Source organism: Pseudomonas mandelii, from assembly GCF_900106065.1.
GTDB classification, from domain to species: Bacteria; Pseudomonadota; Gammaproteobacteria; order Pseudomonadales; family Pseudomonadaceae; genus Aquipseudomonas; species Aquipseudomonas mandelii.
In genome coordinates this window covers 210,185-225,034 of sequence record NZ_LT629796.1, presented here as the reverse complement: position 1 = coordinate 225,034, position 14,850 = coordinate 210,185, and the positions used below count along the sequence as shown (strand labels likewise).

Annotated in this window: 12 protein-coding genes; 7 read left to right on the top strand and 5 right to left on the bottom strand. The window is 59.6% G+C overall.

All coding sequences use genetic code 11. The features are described 5' to 3' along the window. Positions 1–350 precede the first annotated feature (350 nt). Positions 351–2,024, top strand: a complete 1,674-nt coding sequence (locus BLU63_RS00890; protein ID WP_008146183.1) for a DEAD/DEAH box helicase — start codon at positions 351–353, stop codon at positions 2,022–2,024. A gap of 186 nt (positions 2,025–2,210) precedes the next feature. On the opposite strand, the gene BLU63_RS00885 is transcribed toward BLU63_RS00890, so the two are convergent. Further along, a complete protein-coding gene (locus BLU63_RS00885) occupies positions 2,211–2,978 on the bottom strand; it encodes a DODA-type extradiol aromatic ring-opening family dioxygenase (protein ID WP_077747916.1) in 768 nt (255 codons plus the stop codon). A 103-nt stretch (positions 2,979–3,081) separates the two neighbouring features. Here BLU63_RS00885 and BLU63_RS00880 point away from each other — a divergent pair, with 103 nt between their 5' ends. Next, complete coding sequence (locus tag BLU63_RS00880) at positions 3,082–3,738, top strand: thiopurine S-methyltransferase (protein ID WP_083374699.1); 657 nt, start codon at positions 3,082–3,084, stop codon at positions 3,736–3,738. Between the two features lie 134 nt (positions 3,739–3,872). On the opposite strand, the gene htpX is transcribed toward BLU63_RS00880, so the two are convergent. Together htpX and BLU63_RS00870 are read right to left on the bottom strand one after the other, a co-directional pair. Continuing rightward, a complete protein-coding gene (htpX, locus tag BLU63_RS00875; RefSeq protein WP_010461286.1) occupies positions 3,873–4,760 on the bottom strand; it encodes a protease HtpX in 888 nt (295 codons plus the stop codon). A gap of 316 nt (positions 4,761–5,076) precedes the next feature. Further along, a complete protein-coding gene (locus BLU63_RS00870; protein WP_010461284.1) occupies positions 5,077–6,288 on the bottom strand; it encodes a pyridoxal phosphate-dependent aminotransferase in 1,212 nt (403 codons plus the stop codon). Positions 6,289–6,514: 226 nt separating this feature from the next. On the opposite strand from BLU63_RS00870, the gene msrB reads away from it, so the two are divergent. The 3 genes from msrB to BLU63_RS00855 all read left to right on the top strand — a co-directional run bounded on the left by msrB (position 6,515) and on the right by BLU63_RS00855 (position 8,053). Continuing rightward, positions 6,515–6,910, top strand: a complete 396-nt coding sequence (msrB, locus tag BLU63_RS00865) for a peptide-methionine (R)-S-oxide reductase MsrB (protein WP_083374698.1) — start codon at positions 6,515–6,517, stop codon at positions 6,908–6,910. Between the two features lie 199 nt (positions 6,911–7,109). Then, positions 7,110–7,595 (top strand): glutathione peroxidase, encoded by a 486-nt coding sequence (locus BLU63_RS00860; RefSeq protein ID WP_010461280.1) that lies wholly within the window; start codon positions 7,110–7,112, stop codon positions 7,593–7,595. Continuing rightward, positions 7,592–8,053 carry a MarR family winged helix-turn-helix transcriptional regulator gene (locus BLU63_RS00855; protein WP_010461278.1) on the top strand — a complete coding sequence of 154 codons (462 nt, stop codon included), beginning with the start codon at positions 7,592–7,594 and terminating at the stop codon, positions 8,051–8,053. The genes BLU63_RS00860 and BLU63_RS00855 overlap by 4 nt, the downstream gene beginning before the upstream one ends. On the opposite strand, the gene BLU63_RS00850 is transcribed toward BLU63_RS00855, so the two are convergent. Then, positions 8,037–10,358 (bottom strand): hybrid sensor histidine kinase/response regulator, encoded by a 2,322-nt coding sequence (locus tag BLU63_RS00850; protein WP_083374697.1) that lies wholly within the window; start codon positions 10,356–10,358, stop codon positions 8,037–8,039. The genes BLU63_RS00855 and BLU63_RS00850 overlap by 17 nt on opposite strands. A gap of 168 nt (positions 10,359–10,526) precedes the next feature. Between BLU63_RS00850 and BLU63_RS00845 the strand changes: the two genes are divergently transcribed. Continuing rightward, entirely contained in the window at positions 10,527–11,417 is an 891-nt protein-coding gene (locus BLU63_RS00845; RefSeq protein WP_010461274.1) for an ATP-binding protein, read from the top strand. Then, positions 11,414–11,896 (top strand): GAF domain-containing protein, encoded by a 483-nt coding sequence (locus tag BLU63_RS00840; RefSeq protein WP_077747912.1) that lies wholly within the window; start codon positions 11,414–11,416, stop codon positions 11,894–11,896. The genes BLU63_RS00845 and BLU63_RS00840 overlap by 4 nt, the downstream gene beginning before the upstream one ends. Here the strand turns inward: BLU63_RS00840 and BLU63_RS00835 are convergent, their stop codons facing one another. Next, positions 11,897–14,842 (bottom strand): HD domain-containing phosphohydrolase, encoded by a 2,946-nt coding sequence (locus BLU63_RS00835; RefSeq protein ID WP_083374696.1) that lies wholly within the window; start codon positions 14,840–14,842, stop codon positions 11,897–11,899. Positions 14,843–14,850 lie beyond the last annotated feature (8 nt).

Genomic DNA, 14,850 nt, shown 5'->3' with positions numbered 1-14,850 from the left:
CCATCGCCAGCAGGGCCGGGCCTTTGAAAAATAGACCGTTGCACGATTATCTGCAAAGCGTGTGACATAACGGTGTATACGTCAGTTTTCCGACAAATAATGCTCCCTTTTTGGGCGATTTCCGGTATAGTGCGCGCCGGCCTTTAACCGGGCCGCGTTTAGGTAGCGCAATTTCCCGAAGTCAGCTTCGGCTGCACGTCCGCACAGCGGACTCTCCCTTGACGAATCTTTTTCATTCATTCGTTTTCGCAAATCCCCGCCGACAAAGCAGCCAGGGCGACTCTTGAGTCTTACACGGCATGCGCAGCTTTGGAGCATGGGTCTTTGCGGATGCACTTAGAGGCAGACCCATGACCCAGGAAACCGGCGGCTTCGCCGCTTTTAATCTTAATCCGAACATTCTTGCAGCCGTCATCGCGACTGGCTACGAAGAGCCTTCGGCTATTCAGCAGCAATCGATCCCGATCATCATGGCCGGTCACGACATGATTGGTCAGGCGCAAACCGGTACGGGTAAAACCGCCGCGTTCGCCCTGCCGATCCTGCACCGCATCGATCCTGCTAAGCGCGAGCCGCAAGCCCTGATCCTGGCGCCAACCCGTGAGTTGGCGCTGCAAGTAGCAACCGCTTTCGAAACCTACGCCAAGCAAATGCCGGGCGTTACCGTTGTGGCCGTTTACGGCGGCGCCCCGATGGGCCCACAACTGAAAGCAATCCGTAATGGCGCACAGATCGTTGTCGCCACACCGGGCCGTCTGTGCGACCACCTGCGTCGTGACGAAAAAGTCCTGTCGACCGTGAACCACCTGGTTCTGGACGAAGCGGACGAAATGCTCAAACTGGGTTTCATGGACGACCTCGAAGTTATCTTCAAGGCTCTGCCGCCAACCCGTCAGACCGTGTTGTTCTCGGCCACCCTGCCGCAGTCGATCCGTGCCATTGCCGAACGCCATCTGCGCGATCCGCAACACGTGAAGATCCAGACCAAGACTCAGACCGTTACCGCGATCGAACAGGCTCACCTGTTGGTTCACGCTGACCAGAAGACCTCGGCTGTATTGAGCCTGCTGGAAGTGGAAGACTTCGACGCCCTGATCATGTTCGTGCGCACCAAGCAAGCGACCCTGGACCTGGCCAGTGCCCTGGAAGCCAAAGGCTACAAAGCCGCTGCGCTGAACGGTGACATTGCTCAGAACCAACGTGAGCGCGTGATCGAATCCCTCAAGGATGGCCGTCTGGACATCGTTGTGGCGACCGACGTTGCTGCTCGTGGCCTGGACGTTCCGCGCATCACTCACGTATTCAACGTTGACATGCCGTACGATCCAGAATCCTACGTTCACCGTATCGGCCGTACTGGCCGTGCCGGTCGCGAAGGTCGTGCACTGTTGCTGGTGACTCCGCGCGAGCGCCGCATGCTGCAAGTGATCGAGCGTGTAACCGGTCAGAAAGTTGCTGAAGTCCGCCTGCCGGATGCTCAGGCCGTTCTCGATGCCCGCATCAAGAAACTGACCAACAGCCTGTCGCCACTGGTAGCTGATGCTGAATCGACCCACGGTGATCTGCTGGATCGCCTGACTGCCGACATCGGTTGCACCCCGCGTGCACTGGCCGCTGCTCTGCTGCGCAAGGCAACCAACGCTCAGGCGCTGACCCTGGCCGCGATCGAGAAAGAACGTCCACTGGTGCCGAACAACGCACCGCGTGGCGATCGTCCAGAGCGCACCGGTGATCGTCCGGACCGTGGTGATCGTGAGCGTCGTGCTCCGGTTCCATTGGCCGAAGGTCGTGCTCGTTGCCGTACCGCGCTGGGTGCGCGCGATGGCATCGCTGCCAAGAACCTGCTGGGCGCTATCCTCAACGAGGGTGGCCTGGCTCGCGAAGCAATCGGTCGCATCCAGGTGCGTGACAGCTTCAGCCTCGTCGAGCTGCCGGAAGATGGTCTGGAGCGTCTGCTGACCAAGCTGAAGGACACTCGCGTTGCCGGTAAGCAGTTGAAGCTGCGTCGCTATCGCGAAGATTGATCCGCTCTCGAGCTGATTGATCGAACATAAAAAATCCCCGACTGGTTCGGGGATTTTTTTTGGCCTGCTGTTTGTGCCTGGACTGGGCATCGAGTTGCCCCAATCGCGAGCAGGCTCGCTCCCACATTGGATTGTGAGCCCCTTAGGAGCGAGCCCGCTCGCGAAGGGGACGCCTCGGTCTACCTGTCAGTCAAAACGGTAGATGTCCATCCCCAGCGCACCCATGGTGAACCCTTGATGGGCAACGCTGAACTCACCCCCAGCCCCGCGAGCAAAGTACAACGGCAGCAAATGCTCATCGCTGGGATGATTGCGCACTGCGTTTGGCGCCTGCTGACGATAATCGTGCAGTGCGGCTTCATCGTTGGCGGCGAGTTTTTCAATCATCCAGTCACGGAACGTCCGGGCCCACGGTTCGACACTTTCCGGGCCGGCGTGCCAGTCCAGTTCACGCAGGTTATGGGTGATGCTGCCGGAGCCGATCAACAACACGCCGTGTTCGCGCAGGCTGGCCAAGGCATGGCCGACCCGGGTTTGCAGGGCAGGGCCGCCACGGGTGGGCAGCGAGACTTGCACCACCGGGATGTCGGCCTGCGGATACATCAACGACAAAGGCACCCAGACGCCGTGGTCGAAGGGGCGTTTGGTATCGATCCGTGCCGGCAGGTTGTCGGCCTGCAGTAACTCGACCACCTCGCCAGCCAGTTGAGGATTGCCGGGTGCCGGGTATTGCACTTCGAACAGTGCTTTCGGGAAGCCGCCGAAATCGTGCCAGGTTTCAGGCCGAGGATTGCCACTGACCAGCAAGTCGTTACTTTCCCAGTGTGCAGAGACGATCACGATGGCTTCCGGTTTCGGCATTTCGGCGGCCAGGCGAGCGAGGGCGGGCCCGCTGGCACCCGGTTCCAGTGCCAACATGGGCGAGCCATGGGATATGTACAGGCTGGGGAACATGAAAGAGCTCCTGAGGGGTAAGATGGCAGCATCTTCAGTCAGATCATTGATCTAAATCTAATATAAGTTTTAGGGTCTTTTGATCGAATTTTCGGGATTAATTATGCAGCCGGAGTTTTGGCACAAGCGGTGGACGTCGAATCAGATCGGCTTTCACCTGCCGGAAGTGAATCCATATCTGCAACGTTACTGGCCGCAGCTGGGCCTGGAGGAGGGCGCGCGCGTCCTGGTGCCGCTATGTGGGAAAAGCCTGGATCTGCTCTGGCTGGCGAAATGCGGTCACGAGGTGTTGGGCATCGAATTGTCGGAAAAGGCGGTGGAAGACTTCTTCCACGAGCATCAATTTGATCCGGACGTCAGCGACCAGGGGCCTTTCACGGTCTATCGGGCGGGTTCGATCGAGGTCTGGTGCGGCGACTTCTTCGCGTTGACGGCCGGCGATGTCGCCGATTGCAGCGCGCTGTACGACCGCGCGGCATTGATCGCGTTGCCGCCGCCGATGCGTGAGCAATACGCCGAGCATTTGAAGCGGATTCTGCCGAAGGATTCGCTCGGGCTTTTGATTACTCTGGATTACGACCAGGCACAGAAGGAAGGCCCACCGTTTGCCGTGCCCGATGACGAAGTGCAACGGTTGTTCGGGGCAACCTGGGAGCTGAAGATTCTGGAAGACCAGGACGTATTGGGCGAGAGCTGGAAGTTTATCGAAAGTGGCGTTACTCGGCTTGAAGAGCGGGTTTATCGGGTTTCCAGCCGATAGATTTGTAGTGGCTTCACTGGACCATCGCGAGCTTGCTCGCGATGGGGCCCGAATGAACAGCGCAAAAATCAGCAGACAAAAAAAGGCCCGCATTCACTGCGGGCCTTTTCTTTTAACGCGTAGTGCGAGAGCTATCAGCCCCGACGACGCAACGCGTCAATACGCTCTTCCAGTGGCGGGTGGCTCATGAACATGCGAGCGAACCCTTGTTTGATGCCGCCGTTGATGCCAAAGGCATTCAGCGTATCCGGCATGTGCACCGGCAGGCCCTGTTCGGCACGAAGGCGTTGCAAGGCACCAATCATTGCGCTGGTACCGGCTAGGCGTGCACCGGCTTCGTCGGCACGGAACTCACGTTTGCGCGAGAACCACATGACGATGGAGCTGGCCAGAATGCCCAGGACCAGTTCGGCGAAGATCGTCGCTATGTAGTAGGCGATGCCCTGGCCTTCTTCGTTCTTGAAGATCACCTTGTCGACAAAGTTGCCGATGATCCGGGCGAAGAACATCACAAAGGTGTTCACCACGCCCTGGATCAACGCCAGGGTGACCATGTCGCCATTGGCTACGTGGCCGATCTCGTGGGCCAGGACCGCTTTCACTTCATCCGGCGAGAAACGCTCGAGCAGACCCTGGCTGACCGCGACCAGTGCGTCGTTCTTGTTCCAGCCCGTGGCGAACGCGTTGGCCTCGTAGGCGGGGAAAATCCCGACTTCGGGCATCTTGATCCCGGCTTCGCGGGACAGTTGCTCGACGGTTTGCAGCAGCCATTGCTCGTGACGTGTGCGCGGCTGGCTGATGATTTGGGTGCTGGTGCTCATCTTCGCCATCCACTTGGAGATGAACAGCGAGAACAGGGAACCGGCGAAACCAAAGACCGCACAGAAAATCAGCAGCTGATTGAGGTTGAGATCAACCCCGTTGGCCGCCATGAACCCGTTGAAGCCGAAAAGGCTCAGGGTGATGCTGGCAATCAGCACGACCGCCAGGTTAGTGGCCAAAAACAGCAGGATGCGCATCATGGTTGTAGAAATCTCCTCATGCTAAAGATGTAGCGTACTGCGGGGTATATAAGGTGCTGCACCGGGCTATTCAACCGAGTGACTATTTCAAACTGTGTCCTACAGCAACAGTCTAGCTGCTTGCAGGGCAATTCCGACGGCGATGCGGGAGGTGTTTGACAGCCAATTCGCCTCTCAGGCCCCGTCGTTGTTAGACGCGGCCCCAAAACGTGGCTTCAGTAAGCGACAGGAGCAGTGATGGCTGACAGGGGGCAAAGATATGTTGCTGAATTAATCACCGTGCGACCGATGCACGTGTCGCACGGTGAAGTTCAGTTTACTGGCGGTAGGATTTGAGGAAGTTACCGATCCGGCCAATGGCCATGTCCAGTTCGTCCACCCGTGGCAAGGTCACGACACGGAAGTGATCCGGCCAAGGCCAGTTGAAGGCCGTGCCTTGCACCACCAGCAGTTTTTCGGAGAGCAGCAGGTCGAGCACGAACTTCTCGTCATTGTGGATCGGGCAGACTTTCGGATCGATCCGCGGGAACGCATACAACGCCCCCATTGGCTTCACGCAACTCACGCCCGGAATATCGTTAAGCAGTTCCCAAGTGCGATTGCGCTGTTCCAGCAAGCGACCGTGCGGCAACACCAGGTCATTGATGCTCTGGTAACCGCCGAGAGCGGTCTGGATTGCATGCTGACTCGGCACGTTGGCACACAGGCGCATGTTGGCCAGCATGTCGATGCCTTCGATGTAGCTCTGGGCGTGGTGCTTCGGACCGGAAATGGCGATCCAGCCGGAACGGAAACCGGCCACACGATAAGACTTGGACAGACCGTTGAAGGTCAGGCACAGCAGGTCCGGCGCCAGGGAGGCGGTGCAGATGTGCACGGCATCGTCGTACAGGATCTTGTCGTAGATCTCGTCGGAGAACACCACCAGATTGTGCTGGCGTGCCAGTTCCAGCATGCCCAGCAGCACTTCTTTCGAATACACGGCACCGGTCGGGTTGTTCGGGTTGATGATCACCAGGGCCTTGGTGTTCGGGGTGATCTTGGCCTTGATGTCGGCCAGGTCCGGCCACCAGTTGGCCTGCTCGTCGCACAGGTAATGCACCGGGTTGCCACCGGACAGGCTCACGGCAGCCGTCCACAGCGGATAGTCAGGCGCTGGCACCAGCACTTCGTCGCCATTGTTCAGCAATGCCTGCAACGACATCACGATCAGCTCGGAAACGCCGTTGCCCAGGTAGATGTCTTCAATGCCGACACCTTCCACCTGCTTTTGCTGGTAGTACTGCATGACAGCCTTGCGCGCGCTGAACAGGCCTTTGGAGTCGCTGTAACCCTGAGCGGTCGGCAGGTTGCGGATCACGTCCTGGAGGATTTCGTCCGGCGCTTCGAAACCAAAGGGCGCCGGGTTGCCGATGTTCAGCTTGAGGATGCGATGACCTTCCTCTTCCAGGCGTTTGGCGTGCTTGAGCACTGGGCCGCGAATGTCGTAGCAGACGTTGGCGAGCTTGTTCGATTTGCTGACCTGCATGGCGATGTGTTCCCGAAAATGAACGATCCAGGCGGCGTATGAACTACCGTACTGGGAATCCTGCGTATTCACACAGGCCTGACGCCTTGAGATGCAGCACCCATAAATCCGTTTGAATGCGCGTGGCCTGGCTGCCAGACTGGCGTTTGACGAGGCGCAATCATACGTGCCGCCCGATCCGTGGAAAAGGTACAGATCGGGCTTTTTCAGCTGCTGAGGTGTGACGATGGAAAAGTTGGATAAAACCCTGGAAGAATGGAAGGCAATGCTCGATCCAGAGCAGTACAACGTTTGCCGTCTCAAGGGCACCGAACGGCCGTTCTCCGGCAAATACAACGACACCAAAACTGACGGTGTCTATCACTGCATCTGCTGCAACGAGCCGCTGTTCGACTCCAAAACCAAATTCGACTCCGGCTGCGGCTGGCCGAGCTTCTACGCGCCGATCGGCGACAGCGCCATGGTCGAGATCCGTGATGTCAGCCACGGCATGATCCGCACTGAAGTGGTTTGCGCCAAATGCGACGCGCACCTGGGGCACGTGTTCCCGGATGGCCCGCCGCCGACCGGTCTGCGTTATTGCATCAATTCGGTGTGCCTGGACCTGATATCGCGCGAGTAATGCGAGCCATGTAGGAGCGAAGCTTGCTCGCGAAGGCGTCTCAACATTCAGCACAGATGGTGACTGACCCGACGCCTTCGCGAGCAGGCTTAGCCCCTACAGATATCCGAAGATATCCGGCGCCCCCACACATTTAAATTGCACACAATTCAATTGCTCGCTATGTTCATGGCTTGTTCCGTCAATTCGAGCCAAACCCATGAGCGACAACCTGCTGACCATCCCGGTGACCACCATCAAAGGTGATCAGAAAACCCTGGCCGATTTCGCCGGCAAAGCCGTCCTGGTGGTCAACACCGCCAGCAAGTGCGGTTTTACCCCGCAATACAAAGGCCTGGAAGAATTGTGGCAGACCTACAAGGATCAAGGCCTGGTGGTGCTCGGCTTTCCCTGCAATCAGTTCGGCAAGCAGGAACCGGGTAACGAAGGGGCGATTTCCGAGTTCTGCGAGTTGAACTTCGGTGTCACCTTCCCGCTGTTCAAGAAGATTGACGTCAATGGTGCCGGTGCTCATCCGCTGTTTGTGCAATTGAAGAAACGTGCACCGGGCGTGCTCGGCTCCCAGGGCATCAAATGGAACTTCACCAAGTTCCTGATCGGCAAGGACGGCCAGTTGGTCAAGCGCTTCGCTCCGGCAACCAAGCCGCAGGACCTGAGCCGCGAGATCGAAGCCCTGCTCAAATGAACACCCTGTCCGTCGATTCGCTGAAGCTCGACAGCCAGCTCTGCTTCAAGCTGTATGCGGCTTCTCGGGCGGTGATCCGCGCCTACAAGCCGATGCTCGATCAACTGGGCCTGACCTATCCGCAATACCTGGCGATGCTGGTGTTGTGGGAATGGCAGGAAACGGCGCCGGAGCAGCCGACGGTCAAGGCGCTGGGCGAACGCCTGGCGCTGGATTCCGGCACCCTGACGCCGTTGCTCAAGCGCCTTGAGCAGCTGCAACTGGTGCAGCGCCAGCGTTCGGCGCGCGATGAGCGAGAAGTGCACCTGAGTCTTTCGCCGACCGGCAAGGCTTTGCGTGATCAGGTCGGGCCGCTCAAGGCCCGGTTGCTGTGCGACAGCGGCGTCGATCTGGATCGCCTGCATGATCTGCGCGACGGTCTCGATCACCTGCTGGGGCAAATCAAAGCGCTGTCGTAGTCGGTATCCACAGGTCGAGCAACGCGGCCAGTTCTTCTCGGCGAAAGGGCTTGGCCAGGTAATCGCTCATGCCCGCCACACGGCAGCGTTCGCGTTCCTCGGACATGGCGTTGGCAGTCAAGGCCACGATGGGCAGTTGTGGCCAGCGCCCGCTGCGACGGATTTGTCGGCTGGCTTCATAGCCATCCATCACCGGCATGTTGCAGTCCATCAGCACCAGGTCGAATTCGCTGTGCTCAAGCTGATCCAGGGCTTCGGCACCGTGAGCGGCGACGATCACCTCGCAACCGAGTTTGCCGAGCATGCCCTTGGCCACCAATTGATTGACCGGGTTGTCCTCGACCAGCAGGACACGTCCGCGTCGTTGGGGGGTAAGGTTTTCGACCCGGGCACCGTTGATCAGGTTGCTTTCGGGCAGCAGCACCCGGCGCAATGTCTGGTAAAGCGCATTGCGCGCCAAAGGACGAGCCTGCTGTTGCAGGGGCGCCAGGGCGTTGGCTTCTTCACTGGGCATGAAGCTGCCATAGGCGGTCACCAGCAAGATAGGCGCGTCGAGGGTCGGGCGCAGGCCAAACAGGCATTCGGGACAGTCGGTGATCAGCACGTCCGGGTCGAGGCCGATGAACGAGTCATCGATGGACCGTTGCTGATAGTCGAGCCCCCAGCCGGGCAACAGGTTTTTCAGCAGTTCCGCCAGGCCGCTGTTGGCCGCGGTGACGGCAATGACCTTGCCCGGTAACGGCTGTGGGGCGATGGCCCGGGTATGGCAGGGCAACGGCAGGTCGGCGCAGAACTGGCTGCCGAAACCCGCTTCCGAGCTGATGGTCAGCCGCCCCTGCATCGCTTCGCAGAGGTTATAGGTCAGCGCCAGGCCCAGCCCGGTGCCGCCAAATTGGCGGGTTATGCCGGCGCCGGCCTGCGTGAAAGGCTGGAAGATTTTGACCTGAGCATCCTGGGCAATCCCGATACCGGTGTCGCAGACTTCGATTCTGACGCCATCTTCAAAGGTTGAAAGGCGCACATCCACCCGACCGAAACGGGTGAACTTGAGGGCGTTGGACAACAGGTTGCTGACGATCTGCCGGACGCGGGTCGGATCCCCCAGCACCAACGCCGGAAAGTGCGGATCGATCAGGCAGGTCAACTCGACGCTGGGCGCGGCGTTCTGCGACAGCAGATTGGCGGTGTCTTCGATCAGCGACCCGAGGTCGAACGGAATGTGTTCGAGTTCGAGCTGGCCGGCATCGAATTTCGACAGGTCGAGAATATCGTTGAGCAGTTCCACCAGCACTTTGCCCGAGTCATGGGCAATGGACAGCTGTTGCTGTTGTTCGGCATTGAGCGGGCCGTCCAGCGAGAGCGCGATCATGCCCAGCAGGCCGTTGAGCGGTGTGCGGATTTCATGGCTCATATTGGCGAGAAACACCGAACGTGCTTCGGCCATATCGAGGGCGGTGCTTCGTGCGACTTCCAGCTCCTGGTTCGATTGACTGAGCCGGGCATTGATCGCCTTGAGCTCCGCGGTGCGGGCCGAGACGATGTTTTCCAGTTGCCCGAGGTAGTCGGTCAGGCGGTTTTCGGCGTTGCGCCGCTGCTGGATTTCGGTGGCGATGTTTTCGAACTGCTGGTTGGCCACTTTGACCAGCACACCGATTTCATCGTTTTTATGTCCGCTCGGGTATTCCAGCCAGGTCGGTTCCGCGCTACGCGGATCGCGCCCGCTGAGTTCGCGGATGACCCGCACCAGCGGCTTCGTCAGCATCACGTAGAACAGCGCCAACAGGATGCCGGTCAGGATCAGGCTGCGAGCGAAGCCGTTGAGCAGCGTCACCTCGGCCCGGCGCAGGAAACGGCTGCCGAAGGCGTAGGTATCGACTTCCAGTCGCAAGGTGCCGAGTGATTCGTTCGGCAAGTGATCGAGGTAGAGGCGGTCTTCAAACTGGCGGTTGGCGCCGAACAGGAAGTCGCTGATCATCCGATAATTGCTTTGCAGGGTCGGGCGTTTGACGCTGGCCAGGACGGTGCCGTTGTTGTCAGTCAATTGCGCACCGATGATCGCCGGCGAGCGCAACAGGCCCATGGTCAGTTCCTGGGAGAGTTCGGCGTCGATGTTGTAGGCGATGCGGGACGCGGGGTTATGGCTGATTTCCGGTAAAGACAGTATTTCACGGTTGATGGAGGCGTCTTCGCTGGCATAATCGATGCCTATTTGCAGCAGACTGAGCAGCGTGCCCAGAATGAAACCGACAAGCACGGTCAGCCTGGCTTGCTTGTATGACAGCCGGTGGGTGAATTTGATATCCATGGGGTGTTGAACCACTTCCGTTTCCCTTCGCTGCTCAAGCATAGTCGATCATGCATGGATACCGATGTTCTCGCGAGCCCTTGTGCAACAAGGGATGAACCGGGTGCCGAATGCTTCGTTGCGTCGCTGCAATGCCATCATCACTGTGAACGTGCCCGAGGAGAAGACGTGGATTCCCGATTGAATGCTTTTCTTGAACGCGCCGATGCTGTCCTGGCCCGTATCGAACCGCTCTTGCCTGCTCCTCGGCAAGCCATCGACTGGACGCAATGCCTGGCCGCGCGCTGGCAACGCGAGGGCCGCAGCGGGTTTCTGCTGCCGTTGCATGTCAGCCTCGACACGCGGTTGTCCGACTTGATCGGTGTCGACCGCCAAGTGGAGCAACTGGGGCGAAATACCCAGCAGTTCCTCGACGGCATGCCCGCCAACCACGCACTGCTCTGGGGTTCGCGCGGCACCGGCAAATCGTCGCTGGTACGCGCATTGCTGGCCGAGCACGCCAAGGCCGGCCTGCGGTTGATCGAGATCGAGCGCGATCACCTGGCGGACCTGCCGCGCGTGGTCGAGCAGATCGCCAGGCTGCCTCAGCGTTTCGTGCTGTTCTGCGATGACCTGTCGTTTGAGTCGGGTGAAGGCGACTATCGCGTGCTCAAGAGCGTGCTCGACGGCTCGCTCGAACAGGCGCCGGATAACGTCTTGCTGTACGCCACCTCTAACCGTCGCCACCTGGTGCCGGAGAAGGAAAGCGATAACGAAAACTGGAAACGGGTCGATGGCGAACTGCATCCCAGCGAGGCGGTGGAAGACAAGATCGCGCTGTCGGACCGTTTTGGATTGTGGCTGTCGTTCTATCCGTTTACTCAAGAGCACTTCCTTGACGTCGTCGAGCACTGGATCGGGCAATTGGCCGGAAAATCCGGCCTTGAGTGGCAGCGTAACGAAGAGCTGGACATCCTCGCCGTGCGCTGGGCTACGGGCCGGGGCAACCGCAATGGACGCTGCGCGTATCAATTTGCCCGCTATTGGGTGGGGCTGAAGCTGTTGGAGCACAAAGCATGATCGATTTACAGAAGAGCGGCCAAGGCCTGGACGGTTACGGCATGTTATGGGCGCAGCTGGAGTCGCTACTGGCGGACGAGCGTGACTTTATCGCCAACGCCGCGCAGTTTTCGGCGTTCCTGTACAGCCAGCTCGACGACTTGAACTGGGCCGGTTTCTACCTCAATCGTAACGAGGAGCTAGTGCTTGGCCCGTTTCAGGGGCAGATCGCCTGTGTGCGGATTCCGTTCGGTCGCGGCGTGTGTGGGACGGCGGCGGCGACCTTGAAGACCCAGTTGGTCGAAGACGTTCACGCGTTCCCCGGGCACATCGCCTGCGACAGCGCCTCGAACAGCGAGCTGGTCGTGCCGCTGGTCAAGGACGGTCGCCTGATTGGCGTGCTGGACCTCGACAGCCCGAGTCTGGCGCGGTTTACAGCTGACGATCAGGCCGGTATCGAGCAACTGGCGGCGATTTTCCTGCGTCTGACCGATTGCTGATCACACCCTCAAGCCGGCCTTGAGCAACAGGCTTGACGGGTCGACCGCATCGATCTGCCTTGGATCGAGGAATCGGTCGGCGTATTGCAGATAGATGCCGGCGTTGATGAACAAGCCGAACAACTCCGGATCGATATGGGCGTCACGGCACATGGTGGCCATGATGCCCAGCGCTTCGCTCAAGGTCTTGGCCTTCTTGTAAGGGCGATCGGCGGCGGTCAGTGCCTCGAAAATATCGGCAATCGCCATCATCCGTGCCGGCAGACTCATTTCTTCGCGCTTCAACTGTTTGGGGTAACCGGTGCCGTCCATTTTCTCGTGGTGGCCGCCAGCGATTTCCGCGACGTTGTTGAGGTGGCCGGGGAAGGGCAAGTGGCTGAGCATCAGGATCGTCTGCACCATGTGATGATTGATGATGTAACGCTCCTCGCGGGTCAGCGTGCCTCGGGTGATGCTCAGGTTGTAGAGCTCGCCTCGGTTGTATTTGTAGCGCGGCACATCGAGCTTGAAACCCCAGGGATTGTCTTCCGGAATCAGTTCGCTTTCGGCGCGTTCGAACAGGTGCTCGGGCTTGTCCGCCAACAGCGGCTCGCTGACCGGCAAGGTCGGTGCCGGGGTTCGTGCCTGGCGGCGGTTTTCTTCCCAGGACACACCGATTCGATCGTCCAGGGTTCGGGTCCAGTTGCGCTGGGCAATGCTGCGCAGCCGTTGCAGATCGGCTTCGGCCATGGCCTCTGCGCCCAGATTGCAGCGGGCGACGAAGGCGAAATCATCATCCAGCCCGGCCAGGTTGGCATTACGCAATTCGGCCAGGTGCTGCTCGTCACCGCCCAGGGCGACGGCTTGCCAATAATTGATCCAGGCATCGCGCTTGAGGACCTCGAAACGGGTGCGGATTTCATGGATGCGGTCGTTCAGGGTCTCAAGCTTGGTGGCTTTGTCGACCACGTATTCTGGCGTCGTGACCTTTCCGCAGTCGTGTAGCCAGGCCGCAATGTGCAAGGCTTCCCACTCATCTTCGGTGGGTTGGTAGTCGCTGAAGGCCGGGGCCTGACTGGCCGCCGCCGCCTGGGCGAGCATCAGGGTCAGCTCCGGCACTCGCTGGCAGTGGCCTCCGGTATAAGGGCTCTTGGCATCGATCGCGCCGGCCAGCAGTTGAATGAAGGCGTCCAGCAGTTGTTTCTGTTTGGCTTGCAGGCGCTGGCTCTCAATGCTCACGGCCGCGGCGCCGGACACCGCCTGGAGAAACGCGATGCGGTCCGGGCGCAGTTTTTCCAGGTCGCTTTGTGTGCCGCTGTCGGTCAAAAGCAGGATCAGCAGGCCCACGGTTTCGTTGTGCCGATTGTGCAAGCGGATGCCGATCAGGTGCACCCGGGGGTATTCCAGCGCGAGCATCACCTTCTGCAAATCCCCCGCCTGTTCGAAACCCAGATTGGTCACGATATTGTCGGCGTTCGACAACTGCTGCAGCCACTGAGGACTCTGCGGATCCTGGAGTTCGTGTCCCTGAACTCCGAATGAGGGCAATGCTTGTGACGTGCCATTGATGACCAGGCCCTGGGGCTCCATGCGATCGCTGTCACGTTCGCGCAGGTAAATAAGACCGGCCTGGGCTTGCCCGATCTTCACGGTTTCAAACAGCACCCGCTGCAGCAACGGCGCAAAGCGGGTCTCCGCGCTCAAGCTATCGGTGATCTGGAAAAAACTGCCCAGAGTGTCCTTCATCCGCGCCATCGACACGCTCAGTTGGTCAATTTCAAGCACCGGCGAACTGTGGCCGATCGGAAAGTCGAAATTGAAACTGCGCACCGCATCGGCTTCCTGCACCAGCGTGCGCAGGGGCTTGACCAGGACTCTGGAGGTCAACCATCCCACGGGCAGGCACAGCAGCAATGTCGCCAGAGTAATCAGCGCGCCTTGCCAGCGCATGCGGTAGGCATCGGCGAGCAATTCGTCCTCCGGCACCAGCAACGCCAGTTGCAGTCCCTGGGGGCCGCCCTCCGTCATGCTGCTGCGCGCCACGATCCATTGACGACCGGCGGCGTCCAGCCGATTGCTGGCAGGAGGATTGGAGAGCAGGGCGCCGAGGCCGGGGCTGAGGTCGGCAGCCTTGTTCAGGCGAGCGGTCTGGCCGTCGATGATCAGCTTGTCGCTGTCGGGGTAGGCGATGGCATTGCCCTGGGCATCGAACAGCACGATTTCGGTATGGGGCGTCACCACGTGTTTGGTCAGGGTGGCCGACAATTCGGCCAGGGTCAGGTCGGCCCCCATCACCGCGTTTTCACCACTGCGCCGGGCCAAGGTAGTGCCGACGTTGCGGGTGGAGAAAAAAACGTAGGGGTCAGTGGTGATCTGGTTCACGTCGCCGCGTGCGCTGGAGAACCAGGCACGAGTGCGGGGATCGAAGGTTTCGTCGGGGTTGTCCAGGCGGTTGATGAGCGTCAGGGATTGATCAAAAAACAGGGATTGGGAGCGGATCTGACCACTGCTGCTGTGCTCGATGCTCCAGACTTGAAACGCTGCTGAATCGGGGGCTTTCAGTTCAGTTCTCAGGGATGCCGTCCGCAAGGGGCGGACCATGAAAAAATCACCGTTGCCATAACCCAGGTACAACGATGCCAGGTTAGGGTTGTCGTTGAGCGACTGGCTAAAGGGCTGGAGCAACGCCAGGCGTTGCTCCAGATCCGGAGCGCGGGTCGCCGGGTAGTCCGCTAGCAGGCTCAGCAGATGGCGAATCGGTTCGTAGGTGCCTTGCAGGTCCAGGCGGACATCCTGCTCGATGCGGTTGAAGAGCTTTTCACTGCTGGAAAGAATGATCTGCGTGGTTTGCCCGTAGTTGAAAATGCCCAGCACCGCACCGGTCAGCAATAACAGAAAGGTGAACATCACACTGATATGGATGTGCAGCGGAAACCGGCGTTGATCCGGGCGCAGTGGGCTGGGCATTGCGGGTC

Coding starts and splice junctions, on each gene's coding strand:
- BLU63_RS00890 (WP_008146183.1), top strand. CDS start 351: ATGACCCAGGAAACCGGCGGCTTCGCCGCTTTTAATCTTAATCCGAAC.
- BLU63_RS00885 (WP_077747916.1), bottom strand. CDS start 2,978: ATGTTCCCCAGCCTGTACATATCCCATGGCTCGCCCATGTTGGCACTG.
- BLU63_RS00880 (WP_083374699.1), top strand. CDS start 3,082: ATGCAGCCGGAGTTTTGGCACAAGCGGTGGACGTCGAATCAGATCGGC.
- htpX (WP_010461286.1), bottom strand. CDS start 4,760: ATGATGCGCATCCTGCTGTTTTTGGCCACTAACCTGGCGGTCGTGCTG.
- BLU63_RS00870 (WP_010461284.1), bottom strand. CDS start 6,288: ATGCAGGTCAGCAAATCGAACAAGCTCGCCAACGTCTGCTACGACATT.
- msrB (WP_083374698.1), top strand. CDS start 6,515: ATGGAAAAGTTGGATAAAACCCTGGAAGAATGGAAGGCAATGCTCGAT.
- BLU63_RS00860 (WP_010461280.1), top strand. CDS start 7,110: ATGAGCGACAACCTGCTGACCATCCCGGTGACCACCATCAAAGGTGAT.
- BLU63_RS00855 (WP_010461278.1), top strand. CDS start 7,592: ATGAACACCCTGTCCGTCGATTCGCTGAAGCTCGACAGCCAGCTCTGC.
- BLU63_RS00850 (WP_083374697.1), bottom strand. CDS start 10,358: ATGGATATCAAATTCACCCACCGGCTGTCATACAAGCAAGCCAGGCTG.
- BLU63_RS00840 (WP_077747912.1), top strand. CDS start 11,414: ATGATCGATTTACAGAAGAGCGGCCAAGGCCTGGACGGTTACGGCATG.
- BLU63_RS00835 (WP_083374696.1), bottom strand. CDS start 14,842: ATGCCCAGCCCACTGCGCCCGGATCAACGCCGGTTTCCGCTGCACATC.